The 14696-nt window shown below is 72.4% G+C and carries 15 protein-coding genes; 4 read left to right on the plus strand and 11 right to left on the minus strand.

All coding sequences use genetic code 11. The features are described 5' to 3' along the window. Nucleotides 1-20: 20 nt before the first annotated feature. The 3 genes from DFP74_RS10485 to DFP74_RS10495 all read right to left on the minus strand — a co-directional run bounded on the left by DFP74_RS10485 (nt 21) and on the right by DFP74_RS10495 (nt 3849). Entirely contained in the window at nt 21-953 is a 933-nt protein-coding gene (locus DFP74_RS10485) for a universal stress protein (protein ID WP_121181517.1), read from the minus strand. Nucleotides 954-1043: 90 nt separating this feature from the next. Then, entirely contained in the window at nt 1044-1958 is a 915-nt protein-coding gene (locus DFP74_RS10490; RefSeq protein ID WP_121181518.1) for a universal stress protein, read from the minus strand. An 82-nt stretch (nt 1959-2040) separates the two neighbouring features. Next, nucleotides 2041-3849, minus strand: coding sequence for a MinD/ParA family protein (locus DFP74_RS10495; protein WP_121181519.1), 1809 nt, complete (start codon nt 3847-3849; stop codon nt 2041-2043). Nucleotides 3850-4027: 178 nt separating this feature from the next. On the opposite strand from DFP74_RS10495, the gene DFP74_RS10500 reads away from it, so the two are divergent. Then, entirely contained in the window at nt 4028-5002 is a 975-nt protein-coding gene (locus DFP74_RS10500) for an NAD(P)H-quinone oxidoreductase (RefSeq protein ID WP_121181520.1), read from the plus strand. A gap of 32 nt (nt 5003-5034) precedes the next feature. Further along, nucleotides 5035-5571 carry a bacterial proteasome activator family protein gene (locus DFP74_RS10505; protein WP_121181521.1) on the plus strand — a complete coding sequence of 179 codons (537 nt, stop codon included), beginning with the start codon at nt 5035-5037 and terminating at the stop codon, nt 5569-5571. A gap of 167 nt (nt 5572-5738) precedes the next feature. Here DFP74_RS10505 and serS read toward each other — a convergent pair whose 3' ends face one another. Next, nucleotides 5739-7016, minus strand: coding sequence for a serine--tRNA ligase (gene serS / locus DFP74_RS10510; protein WP_121181522.1), 1278 nt, complete (start codon nt 7014-7016; stop codon nt 5739-5741). Between the two features lie 142 nt (nt 7017-7158). Between serS and DFP74_RS10515 the strand changes: the two genes are divergently transcribed. Beyond that, nucleotides 7159-7338 (plus strand): hypothetical protein, encoded by a 180-nt coding sequence (locus DFP74_RS10515; RefSeq protein WP_121181523.1) that lies wholly within the window; start codon nt 7159-7161, stop codon nt 7336-7338. Nucleotides 7339-7347: 9 nt separating this feature from the next. Here the strand turns inward: DFP74_RS10515 and pheA are convergent, their stop codons facing one another. The 7 genes from pheA to DFP74_RS10550 all read right to left on the minus strand — a co-directional run bounded on the left by pheA (nt 7348) and on the right by DFP74_RS10550 (nt 14017). Further along, complete coding sequence (gene pheA / locus DFP74_RS10520) at nt 7348-8295, minus strand: prephenate dehydratase (protein ID WP_121188170.1); 948 nt, start codon at nt 8293-8295, stop codon at nt 7348-7350. 10 nt (nt 8296-8305) lie between these two features. Then, on the minus strand, nt 8306-9412 hold the full coding sequence (locus DFP74_RS33845; protein WP_233570906.1) for a DUF4446 family protein: 1107 nt from the start codon (nt 9410-9412) through the stop codon (nt 8306-8308). A 36-nt stretch (nt 9413-9448) separates the two neighbouring features. Continuing rightward, a complete protein-coding gene (locus tag DFP74_RS10530) occupies nt 9449-10300 on the minus strand; it encodes a glycosyltransferase (protein ID WP_121181524.1) in 852 nt (283 codons plus the stop codon). A 7-nt stretch (nt 10301-10307) separates the two neighbouring features. Beyond that, nucleotides 10308-10664 (minus strand): STAS domain-containing protein, encoded by a 357-nt coding sequence (locus tag DFP74_RS10535; RefSeq protein ID WP_199725593.1) that lies wholly within the window; start codon nt 10662-10664, stop codon nt 10308-10310. Between the two features lie 134 nt (nt 10665-10798). Then, a complete protein-coding gene (locus DFP74_RS10540; protein ID WP_121181525.1) occupies nt 10799-11404 on the minus strand; it encodes an ATP-binding protein in 606 nt (201 codons plus the stop codon). A gap of 124 nt (nt 11405-11528) precedes the next feature. Continuing rightward, nucleotides 11529-13607, minus strand: a complete 2079-nt coding sequence (locus tag DFP74_RS10545; protein WP_121181526.1) for a PAS domain S-box protein — start codon at nt 13605-13607, stop codon at nt 11529-11531. Nucleotides 13608-13684: 77 nt separating this feature from the next. Then, nucleotides 13685-14017, minus strand: a complete 333-nt coding sequence (locus DFP74_RS10550) for a rhodanese-like domain-containing protein (RefSeq protein ID WP_121181527.1) — start codon at nt 14015-14017, stop codon at nt 13685-13687. A gap of 68 nt (nt 14018-14085) precedes the next feature. Between DFP74_RS10550 and DFP74_RS10555 the strand changes: the two genes are divergently transcribed. Then, complete coding sequence (locus DFP74_RS10555) at nt 14086-14634, plus strand: SSI family serine proteinase inhibitor (RefSeq protein ID WP_121181528.1); 549 nt, start codon at nt 14086-14088, stop codon at nt 14632-14634. The last annotated feature ends 62 nt before the right edge of the window (nt 14635-14696 follow it).

A 14696-nucleotide genomic window follows, 5' to 3' on the forward strand; every position in this document is an offset into this window, starting at 1 on the left:
GAGCCGTCGTCTTCCCGTGCCTATGCCTCTTCCTCGTCGGCGTGCCTGGGCAGGACCACCACCGGGATCGGCGAGTGGTGCAGCACCGCCTGGCTGACCGAGCCCAGCAGCAGGCCCCGCACGCTGCCGCGCCCACGCGAGCCCACCACGATGGCGTCCGCGCCCGTGGCCGCCTCCAGGAGCGCCTCGGACGCGCGGGACCGCGTGCGGATCACGCTGACCGTCACGTCGGAGCCCTCGGGCCGTTCGTCCACCACGTCGGCGAGCAGCTCCGCGACCAGCTTCTCGGACTGCTCGTCGAACAGCTCCTCCTGCGGCTGCCATCCCGAGGCGGTCAACGCGACCGGGTCGTAGGCGAACGGGATGTCCCAGCTGTGCACCACGACGACCTCGCCGCCGGCCTCCTCGGCCAGGTTCATGGCCAGGCCCAGAGCACGGCGGGAGTTCACGCCGCCGTCGACACCGACCACGATCTTGTCCAGCGCCGTCGACGAGGGCTTGCCGCCCTCGCTCGTCGGCACCACCACCACCGGACACGGAGCCTGACTGGCCACACGCACGCTCACCGAGCCGACGAACATCGACGCGACACTGCCCAGACCGCGCGTGCCCACCACGATGAGGTCACCCGGGTGGCTCTGTCGCAGCAGCGCCAGCGGTGCGTCCTCCAACGTGGTCACCGTCTCCACGACCACCGCCGGCTCGATCGAGCGGGCCCGCTCGGCCGCAGCGGCCAGGACCTTGGTGGCGTGCCCCCGGATCTCGTCGGTCGGCTCGAAGCGCGTCGGCCCTCCGTACGCCGACACGATCAGCGGCATCCCCAGCGCGTGGACGAGCCGGAGGGGCACCCCTCTGCGGACCGCTTCGACGGCGGCCCACTCGACCGCGGCGTTGGCGTGGTCGGATCCGTCGTAACCCACAACGACATGAGAAGAGCGTTCGCCCTCTGCCATATTTCCTCCCCTGATGGTCGGTCCCATCTTGGTCGAGTTGACCATTGATCCATGGGACCGGCACAGGGCCGAAGGGCCCTGCGCCCGCGGTCAGTCGGTTTCGTCCGAGTGCGGTGCCAGGACGGCGACCGGGACGCGCGCGTGGTGCAGCACTCCCTGGCTGACCGAGCCCATCACCAGGCCCCGGACCCCGCCCCGGCCGCGCGATCCCACCACGATCAGGTCAGCGTCCTCGCCCGCCTTGAGCAGCGCCTCCACCGGGTTGGCCTGCATCCGCACGGCGCTGATCTCCAGCCCCTCGGTGCTGTCGTCGATGACCTCGGCCAGTACCCCGGCCACGACCTCCTCCGACTGGCGGTCGAAGACCTCCTCGTGGACCGACTGCGCGTCGACCGCCGCCGAGTCCACGTCCGCGGGCAGCGGCACCTCCCAGCTGTTGACGACCACCACCTCGGCTCCGCTGAACAGTGCCTCCCGCAGTCCGAAGCGCAGCGCGCGATGGGAGGAGTCCGACCCGTCCACGCCCACCACGATCCGGCCCCGGCGCCGCCGCGGCCCGTCGGTGTCCGGCACCACGACCACGGGGCAGGGCGCGTGCGAGGACGTCCGCGCGCTCACCGAGCCCAGCATGATCGCCTTGATCCCGCCGAGTCCGCGCGAGCCCACCACGATCACGTCCCCGTGCCGGGCCTCGTCCAGGAGCACGGCGGGCGCGTCGTCCTCCGCGAGGACGTCGACCACCTCCACCTCCGGCCTGGCCCCGCGGACGGTGTCCACGCTCTCGTCGAGCAGCGAACGGCCGTCCGCCATGAGGTCCTCCTCCACCGCGGCCCGGTCGGGCAGGGGGTGGACGCCCAGTTTCGACGCCAACCCCACACCGTGCACGATCCTCAGCTGTTCCCGGCGTCTGTTCGCCTCGTCGGCCGCCCAGAGCAGGGCGGCACGGGCGGCAGGTGAGCCGTCCACGCCGACGACCACCGCGGGCGGGCGTTCCTGTGCGTTCATCCTCTACCCTTCCCTCGTCTTCCATTGTCCGACAGGGACGGTCCCGGAGCCCGGCAGGCGCCCTCCGCGCGTTGTCCCCCGGTCAGCGACCGAAGGCCTCGCCCACGGACGCGGCGAGCTGGAGGTAGGCGTCCCTGGTCGCGGGGGCCAGTTGTTCCAGGTCCACCTCCGCACCTTCCTCCAGGTGCCCGTCCCACGGGACCCGCACCACGGCCCTGCACCGCCCGGCGAAGTGCTCCTCCAACCGTCCCAGGTCCACACTGCTCTTGCTGTTGGACCGCACCATGGACAGCACCACCACCGCGCCGCGCACGAGCGACCCGTGGCCGTGGGCCTCCAACCAGTCGAGCGTGGCACTGGCGCTGCGCGCGCCGTCCACGGACGCCGAGCTCACCAGGACCACCTGGTCGGCCAGGCCCAGCACCCCGCGCATCGCCGAGTGCAGCAGTCCGGTGCCGCAGTCGGTGATGCAGATCGAGTAAAAGTGCTCGACGATCCGGGCGACCTCGCGGTAGTCGGCGTCGCTGAAGGCCTCCGACACCGCGGGGTCGCGGTCCGAGGCCAGGATCTCCAGACGGCTGGGCGCCTGGGAGGTGAAGCCGCGGATGTCGGCGTAGCGCGCCACCAGGTGCCGTTCGTTGAGCAGGTCGCGGATGGTCGCGGCGGTCTCCAGGCGCACCTTGTCCGACAGCGTGCCACGGTCGGGGTTGGCGTCCACGGCCAGGACGCGGTCGCCGCGCAGCGAACCGAGCGTGGCGCCCAGGGCGACGGTGGTGGTGGTCTTGCCGACACCGCCCTTGAGGCTGAGCACGGCCACCCGGTGGTGTCCGGACGCGACCGGTGTGGTGGCCCGGGCGACCAGTTCCTGGCGACGCAGCACCCGCGCCGACTCCCCCGGGTTGACCAGGCCCAGGGTGGCGGCGTGCACGGCCTTGCGCCAGCCGGTGCTGGGTCCCTGGCGCCGGTTGCGGACCAGGGTGGCGGCGTTGAGCGAGTCCGAGGTCTCGCCGGGCTCGGTCGAGGGCCGCCCCTGGTCCCACCGGGGGGCCGTCGACGGTCCGCTGGGGGCGGAGGGGGGCGGGGCCGTGGAGCCGCCGCGCCGGCCGGCGGCCGAGGGCGCCCACGGGCTCGACGCGGCCGGACCCTGCGGCGGCGGGTCGGGCGTCGTGGAGGGTGCGGGGCCGGGCGACAGCGGCGGCGTCCCACCCGACTCGGACCCCTGGCCCCCGGGGACCCGGGGGTGGATGGCGTCGGTGCGCGCTTCGGCGCCCGCCGGTGTGGCGCCGGAGAACTCGTCCCGCTCGGTCTCCAGCGGGGGCAGCTGTTCCGGTTCGGGCACGTCGGAGTCGCCGCGCAGCTTCCTCGGGCCGAGCGGGTCCGCTGCGTCCCCGCCAGGACGCGTGGGGCGGGTGGGGCGGACGGGCCGCCGGTTACGGGGACCGGGCAGGAGCCGTACCGTGCCGGCGCCCAGCTCCTCCTCCGGAGGGTCGGACACCGGGTCGTCCTCCCCCGTCGGCGGCGGCGCCGACACGCCCGTGCCCGCCTCCGGCGGCGGAGCCCCCTCGTGCGGCCGGGCCGATCCGGAGGGCGGGGTCCACGGCGGGGTCCGCGGCGGAGTGCGCTCGGACGCGCTCTCCCCGCCGGAGCCGCTCTCGGGCAACCGGGCGTAGGGCGGCGGGGGCGGCGCCGCGCCGTCGAAACCGCCGAACCACTGCTCCCGGGGCGACGGCGTGGACGGCTCCGGGAAACGCGTGATCTCGGTGGCCGCCTCGCCGAGCTCCTCCGGCTCGTCCGCCGACGGCTCCCGGAGTGACTCGGAGCGCTCATCGACCGTCGGGTCGGGCCCCTCTTCGGGACCGCCGCCCGGACCGCTGTGTTCCTGGTCTGCCACCGTCGTTCTCCTGCGTAGAGGGGTTGAGCCGTGTGGGGGCGCGTGCTCCGCGGGGAAGAGCACCAGGGGCCCCGTAGGCACTCCTACCCGCACAAGCACAGCAAAGCATCCTCGAAGGGGCCGTGAACAGAGCAATCCGACGATGTGGCCCGGCCCCGCGCTGGGTACTGTCTGCGACATGTACGCGATCCGTATCCAAGAGCCCGGAGGCCCCGACGTCCTGTCATGGACCGAGGTGCCCGACCCGGTCCCCGCCGCGGGCGAGGTCCTGGTGGACATCGCCGCGAGCGCGGCCAACCGCGCGGACATCGCCCAGCGCCAGGGCAACTACCCGCCCCCCGCCGGCGCTTCCGAGTACCCCGGCCTGGAGTGCTCGGGCACCGTGGCCGCCCTCGGCCCCGGCACTGAGGAGTCCGGCTGGAACGTGGGCGACCCCGTCTGCGCACTGCTGACCGGCGGCGGCTACGCCGAGCGGGTCGCCGTGCCCGTCGGCCAGCTCCTGCCCGTGCCCAAGGGCGTGGGCCTGGTCGAGGCGGCCGCGCTGCCCGAGGTGGCCTGCACCGTCTGGTCCAACCTGGTCATGGTGGGCGGCCTGCGGGAGGGGGAGACCTTCCTGGTGCACGGCGGCGGCAGCGGCATCGGCACGTTCGCCATCCAGTTCGCCCGTGCCCTCGGCGCCCGGGTGGCGGCCACCGCCGGCAGCGACGCCAAGCTGGAGCGCTGCCGCGAACTCGGCGCCGACATCACCATCAACTACCGCACCGAGGACTTCACCGAGCGCGTGCGCGCCGAGGGCGGCGCGGACCTGGTCCTCGACATCATGGGCGGGTCCTACCTGGACGCCAACCTGCGGTCGCTGTCCACGAACGGCCGACTGGTGATCATCGGCCTCATGGGCGGGCGCAAAGCCGAGGCCGACCTCGGGCGCATGCTCGCCAAGCGCCTGTCGGTCCACGCCACCACCCTGCGCTCCCGGCCCGCCGCGGAGAAGGCGGCCATCACCGCGGGAGTACTCGACCAGGTCTGGCCGTTGGTAGAAAAGGGAACCATCCGCCCCGTCGTGGACCGCGAGATACCCCTCAGGGACGCGGCGGAGGCGCATCGAGTCATGGAATCGAGCGCGCACACCGGCAAGATCCTTCTCACCCGCTGACGACGCGCCGAAGAATCCGCTGAAGGGGACTGATGAGCAGCGCAAACGACCAGAACGAACAGCCCCAGGTGCTGGTGATGGGGTCACAGGAGCACACCGGCGAACCGGAGGAGGGCTCCGAGGAGCCCCGCACCCTCGCCGACATGGTGGAGCAGCCCGCCAAGGTGATGCGGATCGGCAGCATGATCCGCCAACTCCTGGACGAGGTGAAGGCGGCCCCGCTCGACGAGGCCAGCCGGACCCGGCTCAAGGAGATCCACACGTCCTCCATCAAGGAGCTGGAGGACGGGCTGGCCCCTGAGCTGACCGAGGAGCTGGAGCGTCTCACCCTGCCGTTCGCGGAGGGCTCCGCGCCCAGTGACGCCGAACTGCGCATCGCGCAGGCGCAGCTCGTCGGATGGCTGGAGGGGCTGTTCCACGGCATCCAGACGACGCTGTTCGCCCAGCAGATGGCGGCGCGCGCCCAGCTGGAGAACATGCGCAAGGCGCTGCCGCCCGGCGTGGCCGGCCTCCAGGGCCAGGGCGGCCTCGGGGAGGAGCCGAACGCCGGCTCGGGCCCCTACCTGTAGGGCTCGTTCACATACGAAGGCCCGTCCTGGCGACCAGGACGGGCCTTGGTGTTCTCCGAGGGCCGCGCGACCTCCCGCGCGTGCCCGGGACGCGGCGCTCCGCGTCCGGCACCGCTGGGCGGGCGCGGCGATCCACGCCCGGCCCCGCGGCTCGGCGAGTGCGGTGGTCAGCCCTTCTTGGCGGGGCGGACCGGCTCGATGACGTCGCGGCCCAGGAACGGGCGCAGCGCCTCGGGCACGACCACGGAACCGTCCTCGCGCTGGTGGTTCTCCAGGATCGCCACGATCCAACGGGTCGTGGCCAGCGTGCCGTTGAGCGTGGCGGCGAAGCGGGGCTTGCCGTCCTCGCCGCGGAAGCGCACGTTCAGGCGCCGGGCCTGGAAGTCCGTGCAGTTCGACGTGGAGGTGACCTCGCGGTAGGTCTCCTGGGTGGGCACCCACGCCTCGCAGTCGTACTTGCGGGCGGCGCTCGTGCCCAGGTCGCCGCCGGCGATGTCCACCACGCGGTAGGGCAGCTCCAGCTTGTCCAGCATCTCCCGCTCCCACGCGAGCAGGCGCAGGTGCTCCTCGTCGGCGGTGTCCGGGTGGGCGTAGACGAACATCTCCACCTTGTTGAACTGGTGGACGCGGATGATGCCGCGGGTGTCCTTGCCGTAGGAGCCGGCCTCCCGGCGGAAGCACGGCGACCAGCCGAGGTACCGGTTGGGCAGCGTCTCGGCGGGCAGGATCTCGGCGGAGTGGTACCCGGCCAGCGGCACCTCGGAGGTGCCGACGAGGTACAGGTCGTCGGCGGGCAGGTGGTAGACCTCGTCGGAGTGCTCGCCGAGGAAGCCGGTGCCCTCCATGGTCTCGGGCTTGACCAGGACCGGCGGGATCATGGGGGTGAAACCGGCCTGGACGGCCTGGTTCATCGCCATGTTGAGCAGCGCCAGCTCCAGCTGCGCGCCCACACCGGTGAGGAAGTAGAAACGGGCTCCGGAGACCTTGGCGCCGCGCTCCATGTCGATGGCGCCGAGCATCTCGCCCAGTTCCAGGTGGTCGCGCGGGGTGAAGTCGAACTCGCGCGGCGCTCCCACGGTCTCCATGACGCGGAAGTCGTCGACACCGCCCTCGGGGGCGCCCTCCTGCACGAGGTTGGGCACGCGCGCGAGCTCGGCGTTCAGCTCGTCGCCCAGCCGGCCCGCCTCCGCCTCGGCCTCCTTGACCTCGGCGGACAGCGACTTGGCCCGGGTGAGCAGCTCCTCGCGCTCCTCGGGAGAGGCCTGGGAGACCGACTTGCCCACGCTCTTCTGCTCGGCCCGCAGGGTCTCGAACCGGGTCAGCGCGGCGCGGCGGCCGGAGTCCAGTTCGAGCAGGCGGTCGGCGATGGAGGGGTCCTCGCCGCGGGCCCGCTGCGAGGCACGGAGTCGTTCGGGGTCATCTCGGAGTGCGCGAAGGTCGATCACGTCAAGCAGGTTACCTTGGCCCGCCGGGGCCGACATCTTTATCCACAACTCGCGTCATGGCCGGGCCCCGGCACCGTCCTTTCCACGAGGGGGCCGGCGGCGGGACCGTCCGGCCATGCGGCGACCGTGGAGGAGGACGGGCGTGAAGGCACTGCGCGAGATGACCACCGAGGAACTCAACGAGGCCCTGGAGGCTTTGGACAGTGTGCGTCCGGAGGACACCGCGCTGCGGCTGGCGCTGTACCTGGAGCTGCGCAGGGCCGCCAAGGAGGAGTGGGTCTTCGAGGCCAACGACGGCGAGGAACAGTACGAGGTCTGCTGACCCGGCCGTTCAGTCGACCTGGCCGGAGCGGATCCGCGCGAGCCAGCGCTCGGCCTCGGCGAAGTCGGCGTCGGTGGTCGAGCGGGGGCGCAGCGGCGGGTCGAGGTCCTCGGTGCGGCCGCTGCGCGGATAGCTGCCGAGGAAGCGCACGTCGCGGCAGACCCGGCGGATGCCCATGAGCGCCTCGCCGACGCGGGCCTCGGCGACGTGCCCCTCGGCGTCGATGCAGAAGCAGTAGTTGCCCAGCCGGTCGCCGGTCGGACGGGACTCCAACCGGGTGAGGTTGACCCCGCGCACCGCGAACTGGTTGAGGACCTCGATCAGGGCGCCGGGGTGGTCGTCGGCGATGAAGGCGACCACCGACGTCAGGTCGGCGCCCGTGGGCTCGGGCAGCGGTCCGGGCCGCGACAGGTGGATGAACCGGGTGGCGGCGTCGGACCGGTCGCCCACCCCGCTCGCCAGGGCGCGCAGCCCGTACCGCTCTCCGGCGAAGACCGCGCAGATCGCGGCGTCGAACGGGGCGCCCGGCTCGGCCACGGTGCGCGCCGCGGCGGCCGTGGAGGACACGGTGTGCGTGTCGGCGTCCGGCAGGTGCTGGGCGAGCCAGCCCCGGCACTGGGCGAGGGCGTGCGGGTGGGTCGCCACCCGCTTGACGTCCGCCAGGGTCGTGCCCGGGCGGGCGAAGAGCGCGAACTCCACCGGCACGGCCGTCTGCCCGGTGATGAGCAGCGGCTCGCCGTTGATGAGTTCGGCGATCGTGGCGGTCACCCCGCCCTCGACCGAGTTCTCCAGCGGGACGACACCGCCTTCCACCGCCCCCGAGCGGACCGCGTCGAAGACGGAGGCGACACCGTCACACGGGATACGCGCCTCGTCGGGCGCGTCCGGGCGCAGATCGCGCATGGCGGCTTCGGTGAAGGTGCCCTCGGGGCCGAGGTAGGCGTAACGGTTGGGCATGCTGTTCAGGTTATACGGGTCGGCCGCCGCGGGCGCGGCCGCGACGGGGACGGGGCACGCCGTCGCGCGCGCCGCGTCCGGCCCGTGGGCGTTCGTCACCCGCGTCGGTCTCCTTCGGAGTCTCGCCGTCGGCGTCCGCGTCGTCCGCGTTCTCACCATCGGCAGTCTTGACGTCCGCAGCCTTATCGTCCGCAGTCTTGACGTCCGCGGCCTTGACGTCCGCGGCCTTGACGTCCGCGGTCCCGCCATCCGCAGCCTTACCGTCCGCAGTCTCGCCGTCCGCAGCCTTGACGTCCGCAGCCTTACCGTCCGCAGCCTTGACGTCCGCAGCCTTACCGTCCGCAGCCTTACCGTCCGCAGCCTTACCGTCCGCAGCCTTACCGTCCGCAGCCTTGACGTCCGCAGCCTTACCGTCCGCAGTCTCGCCATCCGCAGCCTTACCGTCCGCAGCCTTGACGTCCGCAGCCTTACCGTCCGCAGTCTCGCCATCCGCAGCCTTACCGTCCGCAGCCTTGTCGTCCGGGGCCTGCGCGTCGTCGGAGGCGTCGGCCTCCGTCGCCGAGCCGTCGGCGTCCTCGGCGGACCCGGCGTCCTCGGTGCTGTCCGAGGACTCGTCGCCCGGCAGCACGGTGACCCGCTGGTCGTCGGGCGCGCCGCCGTCCTTCGCCGCGTCGCCGCTCGGCGTCGGCCGCGGCTGCGGCACCGCCACCGGGAGCCCCGCCCCGACGCCGTCACCCAGGCGCGCGGACCGGATGACCCGGTACTCCTCGGGGCTGAGCAGGGTCTCGGCGTCGCCGCGGGTGACCGCCTTGGCGTAGGTGCGCGACTCGGTGCGCCCGTTGATGGAGGTGATGACCACCCCGTCGCCGTCGCTGTTGAGCATCGCCAGCGAGAAGGACCGGGCGCCCGACATCTCCTCCAGGGCGTCATAGTGCAGGACGGCCACGTCACGGACCGCGCGCGGATCGGTGCCCGCGGCGCCGACCGCGGCCGCCCGGTCGGCGAGCGCCTGTGAGTCGCTGGTGACCGCACGGGCCCTGGTCAGGGCGTATCCGCCGCAGATGAGCCCGCCCAAGCCCGCGAGCATGCCTATCGAAGCCAGGATTGTAGTGAACACAGCGCGAGCGTAGCGCTACGTACAGCACCCATGGGGCTACTCCGAGCGATTCCCATGGAACATTGGCATGATTTTTCGGGACAGTTCACCCGGAGCGGACACCGCGCGCCCTCGGGCCAGGTCCCACCCGTGCCGCAGGGTCGGCCCCAGCTCACGCGCGGCGAGCGCCCTGGCCACGTCCGTGAACTGGTGGGCGCGATGCAGCTGTGCGCGCAGATCGGTGCCGGTGGCGCGGTGCTCCAGCGGCACCTCGACCTCGACCACCCGGAAGCCGGCGCGCAACACGTCGATGGTCAGCCCCGTCTCGACCCCGAAACCCCGGGCGAGGGGCGTGGCGGCGTCGAAGGCGGCCCGCGTGATGCAGCGCTGCCCGTTCAACGGCTGTTCGGGCTCCCATCCCGTGGCGCGCAGCACGCCGCCCCGGGCCAGTCGCACCACGAACCCGTGTCCGCCCAGACGCAGCCGGGTGGCGGGGAAGAGCGCGATCGTCATGTCGGCCCGCCCCTGGCGGACGGGCTCGATCAGCGGCGCGGCCTCGGCGGCCGTGGCGCCGAGATCGGCGTCGAGGAAGAGCAGATGGCGCGGGGCACGGACGGCGGTGCCGTCGTCGGCCTCGTCCCGCTCGATCCGGCGCACGCCCTCGGCCCCGGTCTGCATGGCCGCGCCCTTGCCACGGTTGCGCCGGTGCTTGAGCACGCGTGCGCCCGCGTCGAGAGCACGGGCGGCGGTGTCGTCGGTGGAACCGTCGTCCACCACGACCACGAGGTCGACGCCGGGAAGCCCCGTGGCCTCCTCGACGGTCGGACCGATCCGCGCCGCCTCGTTCTTGGCCGCGATGATCACGGCGATACCCGTCTGCACCGGTACGTCGGCCTCCCCTCGACCCACGGCCGGTCTACGGCGCGTTACCGGTTCCCGCGGCCACCGGGAGCGCGTCGAGGTCGGCGTGGATGACGAACACCTCGTCCAGGCCCGTGACCTCGAGGACCTTCGTGACCGCCGGTTTGGGCGCCACGAGTTCCAGGTCGCCGCCCTTGTCCCGCGAACGCTTCATCGCGGACAACAGGACGCTGATACCCGTCGAGTCGCAGAACTCCACCCGGGACATGTCGATGACCAGCCGTCGTGCGCCGTCTTCCAACGCGTCGACGAGCTCGTTGCGCAACTGGGGTGCCGTGTACAGATCGATCTCACCGGCCACGGTGACTACTGCGAGATCGTCCTGAGATCGGCTCGATATGTTCAACTCCACAGTCGTGACTGTAGCGGCCCCATCACTTTGTGGCCACCTCGTTGACGGCGTTTCGCGACAACGATCCCCTTCCTCCGCACACACCCCACCCACCCCGCCTCGGCGGCGAGCCCGGGATGCCGTGAGGACACGGGCTAGAGGAGGGCGCCCCAGGCGGCGGCGCTCTCCCGCACACGCACGCGCAGCTCCACGACGTCGGCTCCCGCGAGCTCGTGGCCGCCGTCCGCCATGGACCCGGCCCTCAGACCCCGCGCGGTCGCCACGTCCTCGGCGGCCAGGTCCAGCACCGCCCACACGGTGGTGGTGGTCGCGTCCATCTCGGTACCCCAGCGCCCGGAGAGGGTCTGCACGATGCCCAGGCCGCGGCCGCCCAGGCCGGAGATCGAGGGACGGGCCACCCGGGGCATGGTGCTGGAGCCGCCGTCGCGGACCGCGAGTTCGACCCAGCCTCCGCCCGTGGACCCGCGATCGATCTCCACTCGCCAAGAGACCCCGACACTGCCGTCGGGGTCCTCGGGGGTGCACAGCGGGCTGGCATGGCGCAGGGCGTTGCTGACGAGTTCGCTGAGGATGAGCGCGGCGTCGTCGACCCGGCCATCGCAGATCTCCACGGCGCGCAGGTCGCTGCACAGGCGCTGACGGGCACCGGCCACGCTCGCCGAGGTGTAGGGAAGGATGACGCTCCGCTCGACCTGGTGTCGGCCGCTCCCGGCGTCACATGCGGTGTGGACTCCAGACACGGCTTTCTTCCCTGCGCTTCGGGCCTTCTCGGTCGGTCCGGAACCCGCCCGAAGTGTCGCGGCGAATTCCACCAGGGGTGGAAATGCCCCGATCACCTCAGGGGGAAACCCACGGGAAGATGAATCACGGCCGACGACCGGCGCCCCGGCGTCCGGATCGCTGGCGTGGCAAGGCTTCTGCGGCTTTTGTGGAGTTTGATGTTTCTTGGGGCGGAGGTTGCCTGTGAGACACGCGCGCGGGTGGCACCGGTGGTAACGAGGGCTCCGGCGACACCTCCCCGCCGCCGCCGTCCGCCTGCCCCGGCACGCGGCCGGGTGCCTGCTCCTCGGAGGCCGCGGCCGCGGTGCCCGTCGGCCCGTCGCCGTGCCGCGGCAGGGTCAGACGCATGCGCGTGCCGCGCTCGCGCCGATGCGCCGTGACCTCTCCGCCCTGCTCCCGCGCGAGCTGGCGGACGATGTACAGGCCCAGGCCGAGACCGCCGAAACCCCTCCGGTCGCCCCGCACCCCGGACTGCACGAACCGGTCGAAGATGCGGTCCTCGTCCCCGGGGACCACGCCCAGGCCCTCGTCGTCCACGAGCACCGTCACGTGATCGCCCTCCACCCGGGCGCTCACGCGCACGGTGCCGCCCTCGGGCGAGAACTTGATGGCGTTGTCCAGCAGCTGGTCCATGATGATGCCCGTGGCCAGCGGGTCACCGACCGCCCGCGTGAGCTCGCCCTCGGCCTCCAGGGTCATGTCGTGCCGCTCCGAGAGCGGCGTGAAGGCCGTCACCGACCGGCGCAGGAGTTCACGCAGGTCGAAGCGGACGCGCTTGACGTCCAGCTCGCCGCGCGCCACGTCCGACCCCAGCCGGAGCCGGTCCACCAGCGCGGACAGGGTGGCCGACCGCTCGGCGATGGTGCCGACCGCCTCGCGCTGGGCCTCCGCGGAGAGCCGGTCCCACTTGCGCATCAGCGTGGTCGCGTACCCCTGGATGACCGTGATGGGGGTGCGCAGCTCGTGCCCCGTGGTGGCCAGGAAGAACTCCTGCTCGGTCTCCAGCGCCTTCTGTGCCGTGATGTCGCGAAAGTCCACCACCCACTCGTGCGTGCGCGGGATGCGGGCCATGAGGATCTCCAGCCAGCGCCCGTCCTTGAGCTGGTGCTTGACCGGCTCCCCGTGCGACGCGGGCAGGGGGAACGGCGGGTGGCGCCCCTCGACCGCCTCCACCGGATACCCGGTGAGCTCGACGGCGGACCGGTTCCACTTGCGGACGCGGCCGCCGAAGTCGAGCACGGCGATCCCGTCGGCGCTGGAGTCCGACACCGCCTGTTCGTGGACCCGCTGGAGGTTGAGCTCCTCGTAGGCCATGGCGTTGCCGATCGCGACCCCCGCGTGCGCCGCCAGCAGCTCGAGCAGCTCCAGCTCGACGTGGCCCACCCGGCGCTGGCTGTAGAGCGCGTACAGCGCGCCGTAGGGCCGTCCGTGCACGTTGGACACGCACAGTGCGATGGTGTGCAGCCCCGGCAGGTCCGCCCACACCAGGTCGTCCAGCGTGCGGGTGTCGTCGTTGGCCAGCAGCACCGACTTGCCGCTGCGCAGCAGTTCACCGAAGAGGCTGGTCTCCAGGGGCGCGCTGTACCCGTGCAGGTTCTCGGACAGGTCGGTGAGGCTGACCAGCTCGACCCGGTCCTCGTTGAGCAGCACGAAGCCGCCGGCGTCGGCGCCGGTCAGTTCCGTGAGACTGCCGGAGATGCGGTCCAGCACCGACTTCAGGCTCAGGTCGGCGTTGATGTCGGCGACCACGTCGGTGAGGCGCCGCACCAGCCGCGCCCGTTCCATGGCCGCGGACTGGACCTGGACCTCGTTCCACGGGGAGAGCGTCTGCACCCAGCCGATGTGCGCGCCCTCGCGATCGCGCGCGCAGCTGGTGTTGATGCGCACGTCGATGACGGCGCCGTCCTTGCGCACGCGGCGCGTGAACACGGCCAGCGGGCTTCCTGAGCGCACCTGTTCGAGCACCGCGCCGTGCTCGGCCGTCAGCTCGGCCGGGATGATCGGCAGCTCCCGGCCGAGCACCTCGTTCTCCCGCCAGCCGAACATGCGCTCGGCCGCCGGATTCCAGACGGTGACTCGGCGCTCGCTGTCGATACCGACCACGGCATCCGCTGATGAGGCCAGCACGGCATCGGCGCTGAGGGGCGCGCGCTCGGAACTCACGACGTCATAGTGCCACCCGAAAGCGCCTCAGTGGCAGGGCTTTGCGCAATCCGATCGAATTCCTCGCCGATTCCCGCTCACACCACGCGCGGTTCGGCGTCGGCCTCCGCCGCCATCTGCCGTCCGGCGCGCTCCCACGCCGCCATGCCGCCCGCGACGTTCACCGAGTCCCAGCCCGCCTGGTTCAGCGCCATGACCGCCTGCGCGGACCGGCCGCCGACCCGGCACACCACGTACACCTTCCGGTCCTTGGGCACCTCGTCCGCGCGCCCGCCGAGCTCGCCGAGCGGGATGTGCACCGCGTCGGGCGCGTGGCCCGCCCGCCACTCGTCGTCCTCTCGGACGTCGAGCAGGTACCCGTCCTCGGGAACCTCCGTGACGCCCGTCTCCGGGACTCCCCCACCGAACATTGCGCCCCCTGATCGTCGTTTCGTCGAGATGGATGGAACCACGCGTGCGCGGGGTTCGTCCAAACTGTATGGCTCAGCTCACCATCGCCACGGCCCTGCCGACCCGCCTCGCCGCACTCGCAGCCCTTGGCCTGCTTATCACGGCCTGCGGCACCGAGTCGGACGAGGTGGGCACGGCGGCTCCCGAGGCAGAACAGGAATCCGAATCTCCCCCCGCCCCGGAGGACGAACAGGAGGCGTCCCCCGAGGACTCCGACGACCCCGACGGCTCGACCCCGGCGGCCGACACCGCCCTCACGATCGAACGCACGCTCAGCGAGGACGAGGCCCTCTCACCGCAAGCCGGATACGAGGAGGGCGTGTGGACCCTCACCTGTGATCCGGTCGGCGGCGACCACCCCGAGGCCGAAGCGGCCTGCGCCGAGATCGCCGAGGTCGGCACCGAGCCGTTCCTCATGGACACGACCGACATGATGTGCACGATGCAGATGGGCGGCCCCGAGGTCGTCATCGTCACCGGCCACATCGGCGACACCGAGATCGACACCGAGTTCAACAAGGTCGGCGGTTGCGAGATCGACCGGTTCGAGACGGTCTCGACCGTCATCGCCCCCTGACCTGCCCCGGGGCGGTCCCCACGGACCCGACCCGGCCCGCCGCGCCCCGCTTCGGCGGGGCG

The sequence above is a fragment of the Nocardiopsis sp. Huas11 genome (assembly GCF_003634495.1).
Lineage (GTDB): Bacteria > Actinomycetota > Actinomycetes > Streptosporangiales > Streptosporangiaceae > Nocardiopsis.

Bases quoted from the DNA above. Each gene is read 5' to 3' on its own strand.
- DFP74_RS10485 (WP_121181517.1), bottom strand. From the start codon at position 953: ATGGCAGAGGGCGAACGCTCTTCTCATGTCGTTGTGGGTTACGACGGA.
- DFP74_RS10490 (WP_121181518.1), bottom strand. From the start codon at position 1,958: ATGAACGCACAGGAACGCCCGCCCGCGGTGGTCGTCGGCGTGGACGGC.
- DFP74_RS10500 (WP_121181520.1), top strand. From the start codon at position 4,028: ATGTACGCGATCCGTATCCAAGAGCCCGGAGGCCCCGACGTCCTGTCA.
- DFP74_RS10505 (WP_121181521.1), top strand. From the start codon at position 5,035: ATGAGCAGCGCAAACGACCAGAACGAACAGCCCCAGGTGCTGGTGATG.
- pheA (WP_121188170.1), bottom strand. From the start codon at position 8,295: ATGCCCAACCGTTACGCCTACCTCGGCCCCGAGGGCACCTTCACCGAA.
- DFP74_RS10550 (WP_121181527.1), bottom strand. From the start codon at position 14,017: ATGTTCGGTGGGGGAGTCCCGGAGACGGGCGTCACGGAGGTTCCCGAG.
- DFP74_RS10555 (WP_121181528.1), top strand. From the start codon at position 14,086: ATGGCTCAGCTCACCATCGCCACGGCCCTGCCGACCCGCCTCGCCGCA.